We start from the raw sequence: 19,236 nt of genomic DNA on the forward strand, positions 1-19,236 counted from the left end.
GCCGGACTCTTACCACCAAATATGCGTGAGACCTCGATACAGCCGCCGGTTTAATGGCGCTCCGTTGCGCCATGATCAATTCTTTTCATTAACTATATGCCTGTTCTTGGTTAATCCTGCTTGCACCGCTCGCGTTACAACAACAAGCTATGCTCCATCAGTCTTAAGACCTGGAAGGCACAAGGCAAACCTATGCGAATACTCGTTACTGGCGGCGCGGGCTTTATTGGCTCGGCGTTGATCCGTCATCTGATACAGAACACTGACCATGATGTGCTCAATTTCGACAAGCTGACCTACGCAGGCAACCTTGAATCACTGGCGAGCATCGCCACCGATACCCGCTATGAGTTTGTTCAGGCGGACATCTGCGATCAGGCCAAAGTCAGCGAGGTACTCGCCCGTTTTGAACCACACGCGGTCATGCACCTGGCTGCCGAGTCTCATGTAGACCGCTCCATCGACGGCCCGTCCGAGTTTATCCAGACCAACATCGTCGGCACCTACAGCCTGCTTGAAGCCGTGCGTGGTTACTGGCAGAAGTTGCCTGAGAGCGAGCGCACGGCGTTCCGCTTCCACCATATTTCCACCGACGAAGTGTACGGCGACCTGCACGGCGTCGATGACCTGTTTACCGAAACCACACCGTATGCGCCAAGCTCGCCCTACTCGGCCAGCAAGGCCGCTTCTGATCATCTGGTACGCGCCTGGCAGCGGACGTACGGATTACCCGTTGTGGTGACCAACTGCTCCAACAACTATGGCCCGTTTCACTTCCCTGAAAAGTTGATCCCGCTGGTCATCCTCAACGCTTTGGCGGGCAAACCACTGCCGGTGTATGGCAATGGGCTGCAAGTACGCGACTGGCTGTTCGTCGAAGACCATGCGCGCGCCCTGTACAAGGTCGTTACCGAAGGCCTTGTGGGTGAGACCTACAACATTGGCGGCCACAACGAGCAGAAGAACATCGATGTAGTGCGCGGCATCTGCACGCTGCTCGAAGAACTCGCACCGCAACGTCCGGACGGCATCGCTCACTATGCAGACCTGATCACGTATGTGGTGGATCGCCCCGGTCACGACCAGCGCTACGCCATCGACGCCAGCAAGATCGAGCGCGAACTGGGCTGGACTCCCGAAGAAACCTTCGAATCAGGCTTACGCAAAACCGTGCAGTGGTACCTGAATAATCTGGAATGGTGCCGCCGCGTACAAGACGGCAGCTACCAGGGCCAACGACTGGGCTTTACCGACCACAAGGACTTGATCGCATGACCAAAGGAATCGTTCTGGCCGGGGGCTCCGGCACGCGCCTGCACCCCATCACTCTGGGTGTATCCAAACAACTGCTGCCGATCTATGACAAGCCGATGATCTACTACCCGATCTCGGTGCTGATGCTGGCCGGTATTCAGGACATATTGATCATTTCCACACCGCAGGATCTGCCGCAGTACCGCAGCCTGCTGGGCGACGGCAGCCAGTTTGGTGTGCGCTTGCAGTACGCTGAGCAACCTAAGCCAGACGGCCTCGCGCAGGCCTTCCTGATTGGCGAAGAGTTCATCGGCGACGATTCGGTGTGTCTGATTCTGGGCGATAACATTTTCCATGGTCAGCACTTCGGCGAGCAGTTGAAGACAGCCACCTCTCACCAAAGCGGGGCCACGGTATTTGGCTATTGGGTCAAGGATCCGGAGCGTTTCGGGGTCATCGATTTCGACGAGGATGGCAAGGCGCTGTCCATCGAAGAAAAACCCAAGGCACCCAAGTCCAGCTATGCAGTCACGGGTTTGTATTTTTACGACAACGAAGTCATCCGTATCGCCAAGGACGTCAAACCTTCGCCCCGTGGCGAGCTTGAGATCACCGACGTCAACAATGCTTATTTGCAACGTGGCGACCTGCGCGTAGAGCGCTTTGGTCGCGGCTTCGCCTGGCTGGATACCGGCACTCATGACAGCCTGCTCGAGGCCTCGCAATACGTGCAGACCATCGAACATCGTCAGGGCCTGAAAGTCGCCTGCCTTGAAGAGATCGCCTACCAGAATGAATGGATTGATCGCGAACAGTTGCTCGAACGTGCTCAATACTTCGGCAAGACCGGCTACGGCCAGTATCTGTTCAAACTTGCGGGGGAAAACCGGTGAATGTAATTGCCAGCGATATCCCAGAGGTACTCATCCTGGAGCCCCGTGTATTCGGTGACGAACGCGGTTTTTTCTATGAAAGCTTTAATGCCAAAGCCTTCGCTGACGCCACTGGGCTGCGTGACTTGACCTTCGTTCAGGATAACCACTCAAAGTCGGCCAAGGGCGTACTGCGCGGCCTGCATTACCAGATCGAAAATGCCCAGGGCAAACTGGTGCGGGTGACCGCAGGTGAGGTCCTGGACATTGCCGTGGACATTCGCAAAAGCTCGCCGACGTTTGGCCACTGGACCGGCGTCAGGTTATCTGCCGATAACGCTCGGCAACTGTGGATCCCGCCAGGCTTCGCCCACGGTTTTCTGGTACTCAGCGACTACGCCGAGTTCCTCTACAAAACCACTGACTACTACACCCCGGCGGCCGAACGCTGTATTCGCTGGGATGACCCGGATCTGGCGATCGACTGGCAGCTCGACGGTGCGCCGCAACTGTCAGCCAAGGATCAAAACGGTAAAGCATTCAAAGAGGCTGACCTGTTCCCATGAGCAAGCCACTGAAAATCGTCGTCATCGGTCAGCACGGCCAGGTCTCCCTGGCCCTGCAGAAAACCCTCGCGGACCTCGGCGAACTGATCGTTCTGGGCCGCGATAAACTGGACCTGAGCGATCAGATGGCAGACTTCGACCAGATCCAGGATTTCAAGCCCGACCTGATCATCAATGCGGCGGCTTATACCGCAGTGGATCAGGCCGAGACTGACCAGAAGACCGCGCTTTCAGTGAACGCCATTGCCGCCGGCATGCTGGCCGATCAAGCAAAAGAATTGGGTATCCCGTTGATTCACTACTCTACGGACTACGTGTTTGACGGCAGCAAGGCCACTCCCTGGACCGAACAGGATAAGCCCGCACCGCTGGGCGTCTACGGCGCCAGCAAGTGGGCGGGAGAACAGGCTATCGAGTACGTCGGCGGACAGTATCTGATCCTGCGGACGAGCTGGGTTTACTCCACAGCAGGGCGTAACTTCCTGCTGACCATGCAGCGCCTGCTGCAAGAGCGAGAGTCGCTGAATGTGGTTGCCGATCAGATCGGAGCGCCGACCTGGGCTGGAACCATTGCCCAAAGCACACGCCAACTCATAGAGCGCTGGCGCGACGGACAAGCTGGCGCCTGGGGCACGTACCACCTGACCGCTAGCGGCGAAACCTCATGGTTTGGCTTTGCTCAGGCCATTGGCGAGCAATTGGTTGTGCAAGGTAAAAAATGCGCGGCACTGGAGGCTATTCCGTCCAGCGCCTACCCGACACCCGCAGCACGCCCACTCAACTCGCGACTCGACTGCAGCCTTCTCCAGCGTGAATGGGGCGTGCAACAACCCGACTGGCACAGCGCGTTACTGGAGTGCCTGGCCGAGCAGGGTTAGTATTATCCGGAGTTTTCCTGACCTGTAGGAGCTGCCGAAGGCTGCGAAGCATTCATCCTGACATGCCGCTATCGCAGCCTTCGGCAGCTCCTACAGGTCCCATGTTTGCTCCGTGACAGCACGGTGTCAGCGATACTGCGATATCTTCTACAGAAAAGCCCACCCGTAGTGCACTCCGACGATGACCAGCCATTCCACACTCCCACCCCGACCGCGCTGGCGCAGCCTTGCGCTGCTGGCGTTATGTCTGGCGCCGCTGCTGTGGCCGCTGGAGCATCTGGCCGAGCGTTATTACCGTAACGAGCTAGTGAGTCAAAATCGCCAGACCCTGGACCTCTACGTCGCCAACCTGCTGGGCACGCTGCATCGCTACGAAACCTTGCCGCAGATTCTCAGCCAACTGCCAGGCCTGCCCGCCGCATTGAAAGCGCCACAGGGGAGCGACATACAGCAATCCGCCAACCAGCTGCTGCAGACCATCGTTCGTCAGACTGGCGCTGAAGTCATGTACTTGATGAATGCCGAAGGCACGACGATTGCGGCGTCCAACTGGGACAAACGTGACAGTTTCGTAGGCCGTAACTTTGCCTTCCGCCCCTACTTCAGCGATGCCATGGCGGGCAATCTGGGACGCTTCTTTGGCTTGGGCACAACCTCCGCCAAACGGGGCTACTTCTTTGCCTCGGCGGTGCGCGACGGCGACAAGGTGATCGGAGTGCTGGTGGTCAAAATTGATCTGGACCACACCGAAAACCTGTGGGGCAAAACCCCCGAACAATTGCTGCTCACTGATCACAACGGCGTGGTCGTCCTGACCTCCAGACCTGAGTGGCGCTTCCGTTCGACGCGCACGCTGAGCGAAGAGGAAAAGCAGGCCATCGTTGCGATCCAGCCTTACCCGACTCGCGATCCGCGTCCTTTGTTGCTCGACGACAAAGCCTGGCTGACCCAGAGCCAGCAAATTGATGAAACCGGCTGGAGCGTGAATATCCTGGCACCGCGTGCGCTGATTGACCGTCCGGTGCGTACGGTGGTGGCCATCGGCGGTGCAGCCTTGCTGGTCGTCATGTTGCTGCTCGGCATCATGATTCAGCGGCGCCGGCACTACCTGGACCGTATCGCCTTCGAGGCCAAGGCCCGACGCGAGCTGGAAGTCCGAGTGGTAGAGCGCACCAGCGACCTGGAGGGCCTGAACAGCCGTCTCAGGCAAGAAGTCCTGGAGCGCGAGCAGGCGCAACAGGAACTGGTTCGCGCTCAGGATGAATTAGTACAGGCTGGCAAGCTCTCTGCGCTGGGCACCATGTCGGCAAGTATCAGTCACGAACTCAACCAGCCCTTGGCCGCGATCCGCAGTTATGCAGAGAACGCAGAAATTCTGCTGGATCATTCACGCACCGATGACGCACGCGGCAACCTCAAGCAGATTGGTGAGTTGACGGGCCGCATGGCGTCAATCATCGCCCACCTGCGCGCCTTCGCCCGGCGCGACCGTCATGCGCCGGAAAGCGTCGCCCTGCAACCTGCGCTGGACGATACTCTGGCGCTGCTGGCGAAGCGCCGTCGCGCCATGGAGGTCGAACTGATACGCGACTTGCCCGACGCCACGCTATGGGTGCAGGCCGGTGAAACGAGGCTGCGTCAGGTGCTCGGCAACCTCTTGGCCAATGCGCTGGACGCGCTGACTGAAAAAGGCCCGCCGCGCAAAATCTGGATCAGTGCCGAACAGACGCCAGAAGGCGTCAATCTGTTCATCCGGGACAACGGCCCCGGGTTTACGCAGGAAGCATTGGCCCGTGCCCGGGAGCCCTTCTTTACCACCAAGACCCGTACTCAGGGGCTTGGGCTCGGTCTTGCGATCTGCGATACGCTGATGCGCGCTCTGGGCGGTGAACTGCTGTTCGATAATCATCCGACCGGAGGCGCACTGCTGACTCTGCGCCTGCGCGATGGCGCATCCGGGGTCAACCTTCAACCGCCAGAGGATTTATCTGCATGACCGCCATCGACAGCCAGATCCAGGTAGTGCTGATCGACGACGACCCGCACTTGCGTCAGGCCTTGAGCCAGACGCTGGATCTCGCCGGACTGAAAGTACTGACCCTGCCGGAAGCCAACGGCCTCGCTGCTCGCATCGAACGCGACTGGCCCGGCGTAGTGGTCAGCGACATTCGCATGCCGGGTATGGATGGCCTTGAGCTGTTGAGCGACCTGCATGGCCGGGACCCGGAGTTACCGGTCCTGTTGATCACGGGCCACGGCGATGTACCACTGGCCGTGCAGGCGATGCGCGCCGGTGCTTACGACTTTCTGGAAAAGCCCTTCGCCAGTGATGCGCTGCTGGACAGTGTGCGTCGCGCGCTGGCTTTGCGCCGTCTGGTGCTGGATAACCGCAGCTTGCGCCTGGCGTTGAGCGACCGGCAGCAATTGAGCGCACGACTGGTCGGACAGTCGGCGCCCATGTTGCGCTTGCGTCAGCAAATCGGAGCCTTGGCCGCAACCAAAGCCGACGTGCTGATCCTTGGGGAAACCGGGGCGGGCAAGGAGGTCGTGGCGCGGGCGCTGCATGATCTGTCGAACCGCCGCACCGGGCCATTTGTCGCGATCAACGCTGGCGCACTTGCAGAGTCGGTGGTCGAAAGCGAGCTGTTCGGGCACGAGCCAGGCGCGTTTACCGGGGCACAGAAGCGTCGTATCGGTAAGTTCGAATTCGCCAATGGCGGCACGCTTTTCCTCGATGAAATCGAAAGCATGAGCATGGACGTGCAGGTCAAACTGCTGCGTCTGTTACAAGAGCGCATGGTCGAGCGACTGGGTGGCAACCAGCAAATCCCGCTGGATATCCGGGTGATTGCGGCCACCAAGGAAGACCTGCGTCAGGCGGCGGATCAAGGTCGCTTCCGCGCCGACCTGTATTACCGGCTCAACGTCGCGCCGCTGCGAATCCCGCCGTTGCGCGAGCGAGGAGAAGATGCGTTGATGCTGTTCCAGCACTACGCCGACGCGGCGAGCATGCGCCACGGACTCCCCAAACATGAACTGCAGCCCGCACAACGCGCCTTATTGCTGCGCCACACCTGGCCGGGCAATGTCCGTGAGCTGCAAAACGCCGCGGAGCGCTTTGCTCTGGGCCTGGAGCTTGCCTTGGAAGGCAACGAAGTGCCGGTGGTGCCGACGATCACCGGAGGCCTCAGCGAGCAGGTCGAAAGCTTCGAGCGCGCCTTGATCGCCGCTGAATTGACCCGACCGCACAGCTCAGTACGCAGCCTCGCAGAAGCACTCGGCCTGCCGCGTAAAACCCTGCACGACAAACTGCGCAAACACGGCCTGAGCTTCGGCGGCGGCGCGGACGAGCAAGAATGAAGCCTGAGGATAACCAGATGTCACAAGAGGCCGCCGCACTGGAACAGGTGCTGCATCACGACATCCCGCTCACCCAGGCAATGGGTGTGAAAGTCTTGAGCTGGCAGGATCAGCAGTTGCGGCTGCATTTACCGCTCGCTCCCAACATCAATCATAAAAGCACGTTATTCGGCGGGAGCTTGTACTGCGGGGCTGTTCTGGCGGGTTGGGGCTGGCTGCACGTGCGCCTGAAAGAGGCCGGTATCGAAGGCGGGCACATCGTGATTCAGGACGGGCAGATCAGCTATCCCTTGCCGGTTCGCGAAGACGCCGTGGCGATATGCGATGCGCCGGATGAAGCCGTCTGGGCAAAGTTCGTCGCGACTTATCAACGTCGCGGCCGGGCGCGGCTGACGTTACCAACACGGATTTGTGCGCAAGGAAGTGATCAGGAGGCTGTGCGTTTTATCGGGCAGTTTGTAGTGCATCGGTGAGTGAGATGCAACGCGGTCTGTGGGAGCGAGGCTTGCCCGCGATGAGGCTGCACTCGATGTGCTGATATCTGCGGTGTCCCTATCGCGGGCAAGCCTCGCTCCCACAGGATCTACGCAATCCCGTAGGACTGGATTTAGCCGGTACTACGGTGTGGTGATTGGCCGTAGTGCTTGTGGGCAAACATAGAATCTCCCACAGGACGCCGCACTCCAACCGTAGCTAAGCGCATAAGCACGAGCCTTAGCTGCGAGCCAACTCCAGTAAACTCTCTCGCCAATGCGCCCCGGCAGGCAGCGCCAAAAAGAACGGATTGAGCAGCGACTCACGGGGCGGGTAGCTGAACGGTTCGCCAGACAGTTCGAGTACTTCTCCGCCCGCACCTTCCAGCACCCCTTGCGCGGCAGCGGTGTCCCACTGCGACGTCGGTGCCAACCGGGGATAACAATCGGCAGCGCCTTCGGCCAACAGGCAAAACTTCAGCGAGCTGCCGATATTGGTCAAATGCAGATGTCCGACCGCGGCAGACAAACCGGCCAGCAGGCGCTCTTGCTCAGGGCTGGTGTGACGGCGGCTGGCGACTACGGTGAAGTCATGACCCGCGCCCGGCTCCTGACGCACGGTGATCGGCGTCAGGTGATCATCGTCATCGCTACGCCACGCGCCCAATCCGGCGCCTCCAAAGTAGCAGCGGTTGTTGGTCGGCATCGAAACAACACCAAACACCACGCGGCCATGCTCGATAAGCGCCACGTTGACGGTGAACTCTTCACTCCCGGAAATGAACTCCTTGGTGCCATCCAGCGGATCAACCAGCCACCAACGTTGCCACTTCGCACGCTCGCTCAGCGGGATATCGGCATCTTCTTCGGACAACACATGAATATCCGGAGCCAGCGCCAGCAAGCCTTCAGCAAGTAATTGGTGGGCCGCGATGTCCGCCGCGGTGACAGGCGAATCATCCGCCTTGGAGGTGACCGTCACATTGGCGCGCCAGTGCGGCAAGATGACTTCCCCGGCGAGACGGGCAAGCTTGATCACCGGTTCCAGAAGCGGGTGCGGCAAGTCGTTGAAAACATCGGTCATGGCAAAAACAGTCCACGCTGGGTCAACAAATCCCGCGCCAGGTAGAGCGCAGCAAGAGCACGGCCTTCACTGAATTGCGGGTGCTCGATCAGGCTCGACAACTCGCGCAAATTCACTTTATCCACACGCATCGGCTCCGGTTCATCGCCTTCCAGACGCTCTTCGTAAAGATCGGAGGCCAGTACCACCTGGATTTTCTGGCTCATGTAGCCAGGCGACAGGGAAAGCTCGGTCAGGTGCTCCAACTGCCGAGCGCCATAGCCCGCCTCTTCCTTGAGTTCACGATTGGCGGCAGCAAGCACGTCTTCGCCGGGCTCGATAAGCCCTTTGGGCAAAGACAGCTCGTACTCATCTGTGCCACCGCAATACTCTTCAATCAAGACCGCATGATCAGCATCCAGCATTGCCACGATCATCACGGCGCCATAGCCATTGCCACGCCCAACCAATCGCTCATAAGTGCGCTCTACGCCGTTGGCGAAGCGCAGTTGCAGCTCCTCTACACGGAAAAGACGGCTACTGGCGACGATTTCGCGGGCAAGTACGGTGGGTTTATGGCGCATGACAGGCTCCTTTGCGTGGACGGGTTACTATACCGTGGCTTTTCCGATTGTCTGTCTCGGATATGCTGACTTCACCCATCTATACCTTGCGAGACTTGAATGCCTTCCATGCCCTGGCGCGACATCGATACCGTTCTGCTTGATATGGACGGGACCCTGCTCGACCTTCATTACGATGAACATTTCTGGCTGCAGCATTTGCCGCAGCGCTATGCCGAGCTGCACGGAGTCAGCCTGGCGATGGCGTTACTGGAGATGAAGCCGCTGTTTGAAAAAAATGCCGGCACACTCAACTGGTACTGCCTGGACTACTGGAGCGCCGAGCTGAAGCTGTCGGTGCGTGACCTGAAGCTGGAAACCGCCGACCTGATTGCCCTGCGCCCTGACGCCGAAACATTCCTTGCGGCGATCAAGCAGGCAGGCAAGCGCGTGATCATGATTACCAACGCCCATCGCGACTCGCTGTCGTTGAAAATGGAGCGCATTGAGCTGGCGCCGTACTTTGAACGCCTGATCAGCTCCCACGACTATGGTTTCCCCAAGGAAAGCCCGCACTTCTGGGACGCGCTTCAGGCCGACATCGCCTTCGACCCGGCGCGCAGTCTGTTTATCGACGACACCCTGCCGATCCTGCGCAGCGCCCGCACCTTCGGCATCGGCCATTTGCTGGCAGTCAGCGAACCGAACAGCCAGAAGGGACCGAAAGACACCGAAGAGTTTGCGGCGGTGACGGATTATCGAGAATTGATTGAGGGGTTGTGATTTTTGTCACGCAGTGCGCCAGTGGGACCGAATTCATTCGGGAAGGCGGCATTTCAGGCGGCGCAATGCAACGTATGCACCTGCCCCTTCGCGAATGAATTCGCTCCCACAGAGAGGTGAGCGCCCAGACAAACATTGATCCTGCCAAGGCGCGTGCTGCTCTGGTGTCTTATTCAGGAATACGCAACACCTGCCCCGGATATATCTTGTTTACATCCTTGAGCATCGGTGTGTTGGCCTCGAAGATTTTCTGATACTTATTCGGGTCACCGTAGACTCGCTTGGATATAGCGCTGAGGGTGTCGCCTTTTTCGACGGTAACGAACTTCGCCTGAGTAACCACTGGGGCACCAGCTTTTTAGATCATTTGATCATCGACCCTTTCGACACCGCTGATATTGCCCAGTGTCAGCAGGATTTTTTCCCTCTCTTCCTGGCTGGCAACCTCGCCGGTGACGGTCACCGTACTGCCGTCAACGGTGGTCTGAATGTCGGGATTGCCCAACCCCACTGTTGAGATGTGCTTTTTCAGAGCGTCATCCGAGGCATTGGCATCGCCAGGTGTTATTGCGTCGAGGATTTTTTCCCCAGCCTCTTTCAGGAAACTGAAAATACTCATGTGTGGTTCTCCTTGATTGTTATTGTCGGACCCAACAGACAAGGTTAGTCGTAACGAGCCCTCAGGAACCAACGTCCGACCGGCAGCCGACCGCCCATCCGACACTTCAACAGGCTAGAATCACGCGCTTGCAGTGCCTAACGGAGCGAATATGGACATCAAACAACTCAAATTCCTGATCGCCCTCGATGAAACGAGGCATTTTGGCCAGGCCGCCGCACGTTGCAACATCACTCAGCCAACCCTGTCGATGCGCCTGCGCAACCTGGAAGAAGAACTTGAGCTGCCACTGGTCGTTCGAGGACAGCGATTTGAGGGTTTTACTGCCCCAGGCGAACGTGTCCTGGCGTGGGCCCGCACGGTATTGGCAGCGTATGACGGCTTGCAAGCCGAAGCGGCTGCGTGCCGAGGCAACCTTGTCGGCACCCTGCGCATGGGCGTAGTACCGCTGTCGAGCTTTGACCCGCTGCCATTATTGAGGCTGTTGCACGAAAGCCACCCCAACCTGCGCTTCGAACTGTCGGCACTCAGTTCCGAACAGATACTGGAGCAACTGGCGAGCAACCGCATTGATCTGGGCGTTTCCTACATGGAGCATTTGGACAGCGAACGCTTCGACTCCCTGACCCTGGCAGAAACCCGCATGGGGCTGCTTTACGATCATCGTCACTTCACCTTTGGCGAACAGCCGCTTACTTGGGCAGACCTGATCGAGCTGCCTCTGGGTCTGTTGACCAGCGGTATGCACTTCCGCCAGTCCATCGATCACAACTTCCACAGCCGCGGCCTGCAGTTCAATCCGCTGCTGCAGACCGATGCCGTTCATCAGTTACTTCAGGCCGTTCACGGCGGTTTCTGCTGCGCAATCATGCCGCTTGAAGGCGAACTGGAAAACCTCACCGAAGACCTGAGTCTGCAACCCATCGACGATGCCCGCACAATGGCGCGGCTGGGCATGATCATGCGACGCGGTGCGCCCCGGTCCGTGTTGGCTGAAGCGTGTTTTGCGCTGTATCAGAAACTCAACGAAAAACATTGATCGACGTCATCTATCAGCGCATTGGAACTAGCGATTAGACGATATCCGACAAGAGGCCTAGTCTTGTGAGATGTCACTCTGCCGGTACGTTCCCATGCACGCCAAGCGAACGGTCAGTACGGCGCCCGCAGACCAATCGCCCGCGCCCGCCGCAAGCCAGTCCTACAGCTACTCAAACCTCGAAAGCGATGTATCGGCGCCTGCCGACCTTGCCGAAGAAGTAGCCTTGGCTATTGCCTACAACGGCATCAGCCAGGCGGTCATGCTGGTTTCACCTACCGATCTTGAAGACTTTGTCGTTGGTTTCAGTCTGGGCAGCGGCATCATTGCCTCACCGGATGAGATCTATGACATCAAGCTCAGCGGCTGCGGTTCTGCTCAACAGGCAGAAGTCGAGATCGCCAGCCGTGCGTTCTGGGATCTGAAGCAACAACGCCGGCAGATGGCGGGCACCAGCGGCTGCGGCTTGTGCGGAGTAGAAGCGGTTGAACAGGCGCTGCCTGAATTGAACGTTTTACCGGGCGCGCCGTTGCCGCCCATCGAGTGGCTTGAAGGCTTGCGTCAGCGCATTGGTGAATTCCAGCCGTTGGGGCGTCATTGCGGTGCGGTACACGCTGCGGTCTTCATGGATAACCAGGGGCAATTGCTGTTGGGCCGGGAAGACATCGGTCGACACAACGCACTGGATAAGCTGATCGGCGCCCTTGTGCGTCAGGAAATTCCAATAATCGGCGGCCTCGCCATCGTCACCAGCCGTTGCAGTCTGGAGTTGATCCAGAAAGTGCTGCGCGCGGGTATCCAGACGCTGGTCAGCTTGTCCTCGCCTACCGGCCTGGCTTTGCAATGGGCACGTCGTCATAACCTGAACCTAATTCACCTGCCGCAACACAGTGCGCCGCGGGTTTACAGTCCCGTGATGGAGAATCAAGCATGAGCCTGCATAAAGAAGCCGACCTCAAACCAACCCCGCGCTACAAGCCCTACAAAGGTGCAGCTGGCGGATGGGGCGCACTGATCAGCGTGACTCATGCCTGGTTGACCAGCGACAACGCACTGAAAAACCTGCGCATGATGCTCAAGACCAACCAGAACGGCGGCTTTGACTGCCCGGGCTGCGCATGGGGTGATTCGCCGGAAAGCGGCATGGTCAAATTCTGCGAAAACGGCGCCAAGGCAGTGAACTGGGAAGCGACCAAGCGTCGCGTAGACCCTTCATTCTTCGCCCGCTACAGCGTCAGCGCCCTGCGTGAACAAAGCGACTACTGGCTCGAATACCAAGGCCGCCTGACCGAGCCAATGGTTTACGACGCCGAAACCGATCGCTACAAGCCGATCAGCTGGGACGATTCCTTCGCCCTGATCGCCAAACACCTTAAAGCGTTGCCAAACCCGAACATGGCCGAGTTCTACACCTCGGGCCGGGCCAGTAACGAAGCCGCTTATCTGTACCAACTGTTCGTTCGTGCCTACGGCACCAACAACTTCCCTGACTGCTCAAACATGTGCCACGAAGCCAGCGGCGTTGCGCTGTCGCAAAGTGTCGGTGTCGGCAAGGGTACCGTGACCTTCGACGACTTCGAGCACGCCGATGCGATTTTCGTCTGGGGTCAGAACCCTGGCACCAACCACCCGCGCATGCTCGAACCGCTGCGTGAAGCCGTTCAACGTGGCGCTCAGGTAGTGTGCGTCAACCCGCTGAAAGAGCGTGGTCTTGAGCGCTTCCAGCATCCACAGCACCCGATCGAGATGCTCACCAACGGTGACCGTCCGACCAACACGGCCTACTTCCGCCCGGCACTGGGTGGCGACATGGCGCTGCTGCGCGGCATGGCCAAGTTCCTGCTGCAATGGGAACGCGATGCACAAGCGGCCAACGAGCCGTCGGTGTTCGACCACGCGTTCCTCAACGAACACACTCAAGGCGTGCTCGACTATCTGGCCACTATCGACGACACCCCATGGGACAAGATCGTCGAGCAGTCTGGCCTGACGCTGGTGGATATCGAAAAATCCGCGCGCATGTACCTCAAGGGCAAGAACGTCATCATGTGCTGGGCGATGGGTATCACCCAGCATCGCCACTCGGTGGCGACCATTCAGGAAATCGCTAACCTGATGCTGCTGCGCGGCAACATTGGCCGTCCGGGCGCGGGCCTGTGCCCAGTGCGTGGCCACAGTAACGTGCAGGGCGACCGCACCATGGGCATCAACGAGCGCCCACCGGCGTTCTTCCTTGATGCGCTGGAGCGTCGCTTCCAGTTCAAAGTCCCGCGTGAAAACGGTCACAACGTGGTTGAAGCCATCCACGCCATGGCCGAAGGCCGTGCCAAAGTTTTCATCGCACTCGGCGGCAACTTTGCCCAGGCCACACCAGACAGCGCCCGTACCGTTGCAGCACTCGGCAATTGCGACCTGACTGTGCAGATCAGCACCAAGCTCAACCGCAGCCACCTGAGCCACGGTAAAGAAGCTTTGATCCTGCCGTGCTTCGGTCGTACCGATATCGACATCCAGGCCAACGGCCCACAAGCCGTTACCGTGGAAGACTCCTTCAGCATGGTCCATGCCTCCAATGGCCAACTGCAACCGTCGTCTCGCCACATGCGCTCAGAGCCTGCGATTCTCGCTGGCATCGCCAACGCAACACTGGGCAAACAGCCGGTGGACTGGCTGTGGCTGGTAGAAGACTACAACCGCATCCGCGAGTTGATCGCCGACACCATTCCTGGCTTCAAAGACTTTAATCAGCGCCTTGAACATCCAGGTGGCTTCTATCTGGGCAATGCGGCGGGTGCCCGTCGCTGGAACACAGCGACCGAACGCGCCAACTTCAAGCCCAACATGTTGCCGCTCGATCTGATACACGCCAGCGTACGCTCCACGGGTCAGGAACCCGATCTGATCATGCAGTCCATGCGCTCTCATGATCAGTACAACACCACTATTTATGGCCTGGACGACCGTTATCGCGGCGTGAAAGGTCAGCGTGACGTGGTGTTCGTCAACGAAGCCGATATCGTCCGTCTGGGCTACCAGCCAGGTCAGAAGGTCGACCTGATTTCGATCTGGGGCGATGGCCGCGAGCGTCGCGTGAAGAACTTCACCCTGCTGGCCTTCGATATTCCAGCCGGGCAGGCCGCGGCTTACTACCCTGAGGTCAACCCGCTGGTGCCGCTGGAAAGCGTCGGCGATGGCAGCAGCACGCCAACCTCGAAGTTTGTGGCGATCAAACTGGAACGTTCGGCTGAGTCGGCACGGATTGTTTGATTAGGGTTTAGCCTGATCCCAGAGGAACACACTACTTCTGTAGGAGCTGCCGAAGGCTGCGAATCCCATTGTGTCAGTGATGATGCAATCGCAGCCTGCGGCAGCTCCTACAGTAGCCTTTTCAAACGAACAAAAAAGGCCCGTTTCGCGAGAAACGGGCCTTGATCAAGTAAGCTCAGACTGTCAAAAACCACTTAAGTTCCTCAGCAAAAACAGTAACTTAGCTATTTGTGCACCAGTCGTGTTACTCGTCGGATTTGCGTTGCCACAACCTCGGCAGAACCTCAGGATCGGCGCCGTCATCCCTTTGAGGTTCATTGCATGAAGTATTCCTCGATTCTGTTGTTGTCACTCACTCTGGCCAGTGGTCTCGCCTCTGCAGGCGGTACGGTTGAGTCGGGTGTGGGCGGTGCATTGGGTGGGGTACTCGGTTCGGTTGTCGGCCAACAGCTTGGCGGCAGCACAGGCGCAGCGATCGGCGCAGGCCTGGGTGGTGCAGGTGGTGCCGCCGTCGGTGCCGACCGTCGCAACCGCACAGAAGCAGCCATCGGCGGCGGTCTGGGCGCTGCGGGCGGTAACGTGATTGGTCGCAGCGTTGGCGGTAACACAGGCAGCCTGGTCGGAGCAGCCGCAGGCGGTGGTGCTGGTGGCGCACTGGGCAACTACATGGGCAACGAAAGCCGCGCCGACGAACGTGATAATCGTCGCTATCGCGGTGACCGTGGTCCGCGCGGACACGCTCATGGCCATCGCAAGAACAAACACCACTACCGTCATCGTTAAGCTGTATTTGATCTGACATTCCACACTGGCCGCCCATGAAGCGGCCAGTGTTGTTTTCAGACCACTAAAACCTGCAGCGCCTCGCGCAGCGTGTCAGGGATGGATACCGGCAGATTGGACCCCCGATCTACAAACACGTGAACGAAGCGCCCCGCCGCACAAGCCTCATCCTCGCCAACTTTGAACACCGCCAGCTCGTATTGCACGGAGCTGTTGCCAAGCTTCGCAACCCGCAGGCCGACCTCGATCACATCGGGATAGGCAATCGACGCGAAGTAATCACACGAAGAACTCACCACAAAGCCCACTACAGACCCATCATGGATATCCAGCCCGCCGCGCTCGATCAGGTAAGTGTTCACGGTGCTGTCGAAAAAGCTGTAGTAAGTCACGTTGTTCACGTGACCATAGATATCGTTGTCGTGCCAACGCGTGGTGATCGGCTGAAAGTGGCGATAGTCGGTGCGCTGCGGGGTTATGTTGGTCATGGAGTTCTCTGGTCGTAAGTTGACATCTGTAGGAGCTAAAGACTGTTTGTCTGACACACCGCGCTCGCAGCCTTCGGCAGCTCCTACAACTATTGAGAGTGGATATTAGCCCGCACCCAGTCCCTCACCGCCGCATACGGATAATCCTCCAGCTGACCAAAGCCCGGGATCCCCCGCGCTTTGAGTTTGGTGAATAACGGCACGCTGATGCCACACAGGAAGCGTGTCAGGCAATCAGAACTCGGAGTTTCGTCTCTGTAATCCTGATGCTTGCGGATGAACTCATCGCATAATTGCTCGAAGCTCTGCGCTTGCAGCGGTGCCAACGCAGGAGGCTCCGGCAACCGCGCAACCTGCCCGGCACACACCGAGCAATGTCCACAACGCTGAGGGGCATTGTGATCGCCAAAATACTTTGCCAGCCGGTGGCTTAAGCACTGCTCACTGGCAAACAGATCAAGCATCGCGTGAATACGCTCGACCTCTGAGGATTCATGCTCACTGAAATACTCATGCAGCTCGACGCTAAGCGCCTGAGCATCAAAATCGGCGACCAGCAGACTGTAGACCTCAGTCATCTGCTTGCTTTCCAGTTCGATCCAGCCTTTCTCCTGAAAGTAGTCCAGCGCTGTCACCACCCGCCCACGCTCGGCCTGGTACTGCTGATACATCGCATCGAAATCCACCGTCGCCCAGGTTCGCGCCCTTGTGGACGTCGCCACCAAAGCTTCTACAAACTGCCGACGCTCGCCTTCGAAACGCTGAATCAGCGCATCCGGCTGGATCAGAAACTTGAAGCGGTACTCAGCAAAGTACGCATAACGTGGCGCAATAATCCCTCGCAGCTCCAACTGCACCAACAGGGTTTTCAGAGGCAGTTGCCGCACATTGCTCTGCTCCGCCAGCGGCCCGAGCAAGAATTCCCACTGACCTTGCGGCCCTGCGTCGAGCAAGTCCTCAAGCACGTAGCGAATGCCAGACAACTCTGGCGTATCACCGTAAACAAAGTTTTCCAGCACATTAAGGCTGTCCCGGTTGGCAAGAACAAGACAATCCGATCCCGCCCCGTCACGGCCAGCACGGCCAATTTCCTGGCTGTAATTTTCGATGGATTTGGGCAGGTCAAAATGCACCACATTGCGGATGTCGCTCTTGTCGATACCCATGCCGAACGCGATGGTCGCCACAATACAGTTGAGTTGACCACTCATGAACTGCTGCTGAATGGATTCGCGCTGATCACTGGGTAAGCCCGCATGATAAGCACTGGCTGCGATACCGTTCTGCGCAAGATGCTCGGCAGTGTATTCGGCGGTTTTCTGCAGGGTCACATAAACGATGGTCGGCTGATCGGGTTTGGCACCCAGCCACTCCACCAGACGCCGCCGTTTGTCGCGCCCCGTTACGGGTTCGACACACAGATTCAGGTTCGAACGATAAAAACCGGTGGTGACCACGTCCTGCGGCTCAATGGCGAACCTGGCCTGCATGTCGGCAATCACTTGAGGCGTCGCCGTCGCGGTCAACAGCAGTGCTTGAGGGATGCGAAATTCGCGCTGGTAGTCCGGCAGCTTCAAATAATCGGGCCGGAAGTTGTGGCCCCACTCTGAAATACAATGCGCTTCGTCCACCACCAGCAGCGAAATCGGCACCTGCGCGATAAAGTGACGAAAGCGCTCATTCTTCAACCGCTCCACGGAAATCATCAGGATCTTCAGCTCACCTGAGCGCGCCCGAGCCATGACCTGCGCGACATCATCACGGCTCTGCACTGAGTCAATGCTGGCTGCCGAAATACCGTGCCGCTGCAAAAACGCCAGTTGGTCCTGAATCAGCGCCAGCAATGGCGAGACGACCAATGTCAGGTGCGGAAGCATCAGCGCAGACAATTGATAACACAGTGACTTGCCCGACCCCGTTGGAAAAATCGCCGCCGCTGAACGCCCCGCCAACACCGCACTGATGACAGCCTCCTGCCCCGGACGAAACTCTGCGTAACCGAAAACCTGCTCAAGACGTTCGTACATTAGCTGCCACTCCATTGACCGCGATCGGGTGCAGGACCTTAACGCGGCCAGCCTGGTCAGAAAACAACCAAAGCACTACAAAAATGAATAAGGATACAGACAAGGGCTACTAGCAAAAGGCTATTTACCCGGTTTAACCTCTCGCCCATCACGCAGTGTCTTCAACATGGCGAAAGGAACAGGAATGGAATCCCGCGACCCACCACGCGACGATGGGCTTACCCATATAGAGCGCCTGACGCCCGGCAAGGTCGATATCGTCTTGGGAGCCCATCCGGGTAAACGCAGAGCTGTCCACCGTACCAAGGGCCGCGGCTACTCTTCACTGCTTATTCTGCTGGCCATAGCGGGATTAAGTGCCTACCTGCTTTTTCCTCGTGCAACGCCACTTCCAGCCGCACCCCGAACAATAGTCGAGCAACCTCCCGCCGCGCCTGAAGCGGCGCAAGCCTTGATTGAAACCCCGCCTCAACTCGCTCCAGCACCTGCAGCCGAACCGTACCTTGGCCCTAACGTAATCAGACGAGAATTGCCGCCACCAAGTGCCCAGCCGCTGGATGAATGCATGAAAAATGGCAACGTGATCGACGAAAATGTCCTCAACTGTCGCTTTGGCCAAGTACCGAGACCTGCCGAGCGCGAGCCAGCCAAAGGCATGGTGTCATCCAGCTACATGGCGGACTTCAAATCAGACCTCTCGCGCCCTCACTCTGAACGGTCAACAAGAGCGTACAGTGTCTCCAGTGTCAGCTTTCGCGCCGTGGACAGTCGCAGTCGTTATCACGCGGATTTTCGAGTGCTCAATAACCGCGTCGACAACAGCAGTGTGTGCATGAACTTCAGCAAAGGCAGCGTCGAAAAGCGCGAATGCCGTCGCGCAGCAGTCGTATTTTTCAAGGAGTCCTGCCTGGAATGGACCAAACGCGCCGCCAAAGACCGGGACGAACAGAGCAAACAGACTCAGGAGCGCTATTGCGAGGCGAACAGGACGTTTGAAGCGGGCTAGCGTGCAACAAATGAGCGCATTTCTTGCAGTAACGGCGGGCCTGTAGGAACGAGCTTGCTCGCGATTCGATTTTTCTGTGGATAAATCGTCCCGTGACTTGACGCTATCGCGAGCAAGCTCGCTCCTACACAGACTGTGTGAAAACGTAGCGAGCGACGGCAAGACAAGGCAAAAACAGGCGAAAAAGCGGAGTCT

General features: G+C 58.3%; 17 protein-coding genes and 1 pseudogene. 13 read left to right on the top strand and 5 right to left on the bottom strand.

Annotation, left to right across the window (positions count from 1 at the left end):
• The first annotated feature begins 192 nt into the window (after window positions 1-192).
• The 7 genes from rfbB to EE949_RS26600 all read left to right on the top strand — a co-directional run bounded on the left by rfbB (window position 193) and on the right by EE949_RS26600 (window position 7,403).
• Window positions 193-1,275 carry a dTDP-glucose 4,6-dehydratase gene (gene rfbB, locus EE949_RS26570; RefSeq protein ID WP_122667013.1) on the top strand — a complete coding sequence of 361 codons (1,083 nt, stop codon included), beginning with the start codon at window positions 193-195 and terminating at the stop codon, window positions 1,273-1,275.
• Window positions 1,272-2,147: a glucose-1-phosphate thymidylyltransferase RfbA gene (rfbA, locus tag EE949_RS26575; protein ID WP_122667014.1), complete on the top strand. Its 876-nt coding sequence runs from the start codon at window positions 1,272-1,274 to the stop codon at window positions 2,145-2,147. Before rfbB ends, rfbA begins: the two co-directional genes overlap by 4 nt.
• Entirely contained in the window at window positions 2,144-2,692 is a 549-nt protein-coding gene (gene rfbC / locus EE949_RS26580) for a dTDP-4-dehydrorhamnose 3,5-epimerase (RefSeq protein WP_122667015.1), read from the top strand. The genes rfbA and rfbC overlap by 4 nt, the downstream gene beginning before the upstream one ends.
• Window positions 2,689-3,570: a dTDP-4-dehydrorhamnose reductase gene (gene rfbD / locus EE949_RS26585; protein WP_122667016.1), complete on the top strand. Its 882-nt coding sequence runs from the start codon at window positions 2,689-2,691 to the stop codon at window positions 3,568-3,570. Before rfbC ends, rfbD begins: the two co-directional genes overlap by 4 nt.
• 181 nt (window positions 3,571-3,751) lie before the next feature.
• Window positions 3,752-5,566 (top strand): sensor histidine kinase, encoded by a 1,815-nt coding sequence (locus EE949_RS26590; RefSeq protein ID WP_122667017.1) that lies wholly within the window; start codon window positions 3,752-3,754, stop codon window positions 5,564-5,566.
• Window positions 5,563-6,930, top strand: a complete 1,368-nt coding sequence (locus EE949_RS26595) for a sigma-54-dependent transcriptional regulator (RefSeq protein ID WP_122667018.1) — start codon at window positions 5,563-5,565, stop codon at window positions 6,928-6,930. Before EE949_RS26590 ends, EE949_RS26595 begins: the two co-directional genes overlap by 4 nt.
• Window positions 6,931-6,947: 17 nt before the next feature.
• On the top strand, window positions 6,948-7,403 hold the full coding sequence (locus tag EE949_RS26600; RefSeq protein ID WP_122667089.1) for a thioesterase domain-containing protein: 456 nt from the start codon (window positions 6,948-6,950) through the stop codon (window positions 7,401-7,403).
• Between the two features lie 241 nt (window positions 7,404-7,644).
• On the opposite strand, the gene cysQ is transcribed toward EE949_RS26600, so the two are convergent.
• Together cysQ and nudE are read right to left on the bottom strand one after the other, a co-directional pair.
• Window positions 7,645-8,487, bottom strand: a complete 843-nt coding sequence (gene cysQ, locus EE949_RS26605) for a 3'(2'),5'-bisphosphate nucleotidase CysQ (RefSeq protein ID WP_122667019.1) — start codon at window positions 8,485-8,487, stop codon at window positions 7,645-7,647.
• Entirely contained in the window at window positions 8,484-9,050 is a 567-nt protein-coding gene (nudE, locus tag EE949_RS26610; RefSeq protein WP_122667020.1) for an ADP compounds hydrolase NudE, read from the bottom strand. The genes cysQ and nudE overlap by 4 nt, the downstream gene beginning before the upstream one ends.
• A 99-nt stretch (window positions 9,051-9,149) precedes the next feature.
• Here nudE and yrfG point away from each other — a divergent pair, with 99 nt between their 5' ends.
• Window positions 9,150-9,812: a GMP/IMP nucleotidase gene (gene yrfG, locus EE949_RS26615; RefSeq protein ID WP_122667021.1), complete on the top strand. Its 663-nt coding sequence runs from the start codon at window positions 9,150-9,152 to the stop codon at window positions 9,810-9,812.
• Between the two features lie 169 nt (window positions 9,813-9,981).
• Here the strand turns inward: yrfG and lysM are convergent.
• A pseudogene (gene lysM / locus EE949_RS26620) lies at window positions 9,982-10,431 on the bottom strand (peptidoglycan-binding protein LysM).
• Window positions 10,432-10,582: 151 nt separating this feature from the next.
• Between lysM and EE949_RS26625 the strand changes: the two are divergent.
• The 4 genes from EE949_RS26625 (at window position 10,583) to EE949_RS26640 (ending at window position 15,520) form a co-directional block, all read left to right on the top strand.
• The gene (locus EE949_RS26625) at window positions 10,583-11,470 is read left to right on the top strand and encodes a LysR family transcriptional regulator (RefSeq protein WP_122667022.1); all 888 of its coding nucleotides are present in this window, start codon (window positions 10,583-10,585) and stop codon (window positions 11,468-11,470) included.
• Window positions 11,471-11,564: 94 nt separating this feature from the next.
• Window positions 11,565-12,404 (top strand): formate dehydrogenase accessory sulfurtransferase FdhD, encoded by an 840-nt coding sequence (gene fdhD, locus EE949_RS26630; RefSeq protein ID WP_122667023.1) that lies wholly within the window; start codon window positions 11,565-11,567, stop codon window positions 12,402-12,404.
• Window positions 12,401-14,737, top strand: a complete 2,337-nt coding sequence (locus EE949_RS26635) for an FdhF/YdeP family oxidoreductase (protein WP_122667024.1) — start codon at window positions 12,401-12,403, stop codon at window positions 14,735-14,737. The genes fdhD and EE949_RS26635 overlap by 4 nt, the downstream gene beginning before the upstream one ends.
• A 321-nt stretch (window positions 14,738-15,058) precedes the next feature.
• Window positions 15,059-15,520 (top strand): YMGG-like glycine zipper-containing protein, encoded by a 462-nt coding sequence (locus EE949_RS26640; protein ID WP_122667025.1) that lies wholly within the window; start codon window positions 15,059-15,061, stop codon window positions 15,518-15,520.
• 56 nt (window positions 15,521-15,576) lie between these two features.
• Here EE949_RS26640 and EE949_RS26645 read toward each other — a convergent pair whose 3' ends face one another.
• Window positions 15,577-16,008, bottom strand: a complete 432-nt coding sequence (locus tag EE949_RS26645) for an acyl-CoA thioesterase (RefSeq protein ID WP_122667026.1) — start codon at window positions 16,006-16,008, stop codon at window positions 15,577-15,579.
• 89 nt (window positions 16,009-16,097) lie between these two features.
• Window positions 16,098-18,035: a RecQ family ATP-dependent DNA helicase gene (locus EE949_RS26650; RefSeq protein WP_162873901.1), complete on the bottom strand. Its 1,938-nt coding sequence runs from the start codon at window positions 18,033-18,035 to the stop codon at window positions 16,098-16,100.
• 184 nt (window positions 18,036-18,219) lie between these two features.
• Between EE949_RS26650 and EE949_RS26655 the strand changes: the two genes are divergently transcribed.
• Window positions 18,220-19,041, top strand: coding sequence for a hypothetical protein (locus EE949_RS26655; RefSeq protein ID WP_122667028.1), 822 nt, complete (start codon window positions 18,220-18,222; stop codon window positions 19,039-19,041).
• The last annotated feature ends 195 nt before the right edge of the window (window positions 19,042-19,236 follow it).

The organism is Pseudomonas viridiflava (assembly GCF_900602065.1).
Taxonomy (GTDB): domain Bacteria; phylum Pseudomonadota; class Gammaproteobacteria; order Pseudomonadales; family Pseudomonadaceae; genus Aquipseudomonas.

Bases quoted from the DNA above. Each gene is read 5' to 3' on its own strand.
- cysQ (WP_122667019.1), bottom strand. From the start codon at position 8,487: ATGACCGATGTTTTCAACGACTTGCCGCACCCGCTTCTGGAACCGGTG.
- EE949_RS26600 (WP_122667089.1), top strand. From the start codon at position 6,948: ATGTCACAAGAGGCCGCCGCACTGGAACAGGTGCTGCATCACGACATC.
- fdhD (WP_122667023.1), top strand. From the start codon at position 11,565: ATGCACGCCAAGCGAACGGTCAGTACGGCGCCCGCAGACCAATCGCCC.
- EE949_RS26635 (WP_122667024.1), top strand. From the start codon at position 12,401: ATGAGCCTGCATAAAGAAGCCGACCTCAAACCAACCCCGCGCTACAAG.
- yrfG (WP_122667021.1), top strand. From the start codon at position 9,150: ATGCCTTCCATGCCCTGGCGCGACATCGATACCGTTCTGCTTGATATG.
- rfbD (WP_122667016.1), top strand. From the start codon at position 2,689: ATGAGCAAGCCACTGAAAATCGTCGTCATCGGTCAGCACGGCCAGGTC.
- nudE (WP_122667020.1), bottom strand. From the start codon at position 9,050: ATGCGCCATAAACCCACCGTACTTGCCCGCGAAATCGTCGCCAGTAGC.
- EE949_RS26655 (WP_122667028.1), top strand. From the start codon at position 18,220: ATGGAATCCCGCGACCCACCACGCGACGATGGGCTTACCCATATAGAG.
- EE949_RS26645 (WP_122667026.1), bottom strand. From the start codon at position 16,008: ATGACCAACATAACCCCGCAGCGCACCGACTATCGCCACTTTCAGCCG.
- EE949_RS26625 (WP_122667022.1), top strand. From the start codon at position 10,583: ATGGACATCAAACAACTCAAATTCCTGATCGCCCTCGATGAAACGAGG.
- rfbB (WP_122667013.1), top strand. From the start codon at position 193: ATGCGAATACTCGTTACTGGCGGCGCGGGCTTTATTGGCTCGGCGTTG.
- EE949_RS26640 (WP_122667025.1), top strand. From the start codon at position 15,059: ATGAAGTATTCCTCGATTCTGTTGTTGTCACTCACTCTGGCCAGTGGT.
- EE949_RS26590 (WP_122667017.1), top strand. From the start codon at position 3,752: ATGACCAGCCATTCCACACTCCCACCCCGACCGCGCTGGCGCAGCCTT.
- EE949_RS26595 (WP_122667018.1), top strand. From the start codon at position 5,563: ATGACCGCCATCGACAGCCAGATCCAGGTAGTGCTGATCGACGACGAC.
- rfbA (WP_122667014.1), top strand. From the start codon at position 1,272: ATGACCAAAGGAATCGTTCTGGCCGGGGGCTCCGGCACGCGCCTGCAC.
- EE949_RS26650 (WP_162873901.1), bottom strand. From the start codon at position 18,035: ATGTACGAACGTCTTGAGCAGGTTTTCGGTTACGCAGAGTTTCGTCCG.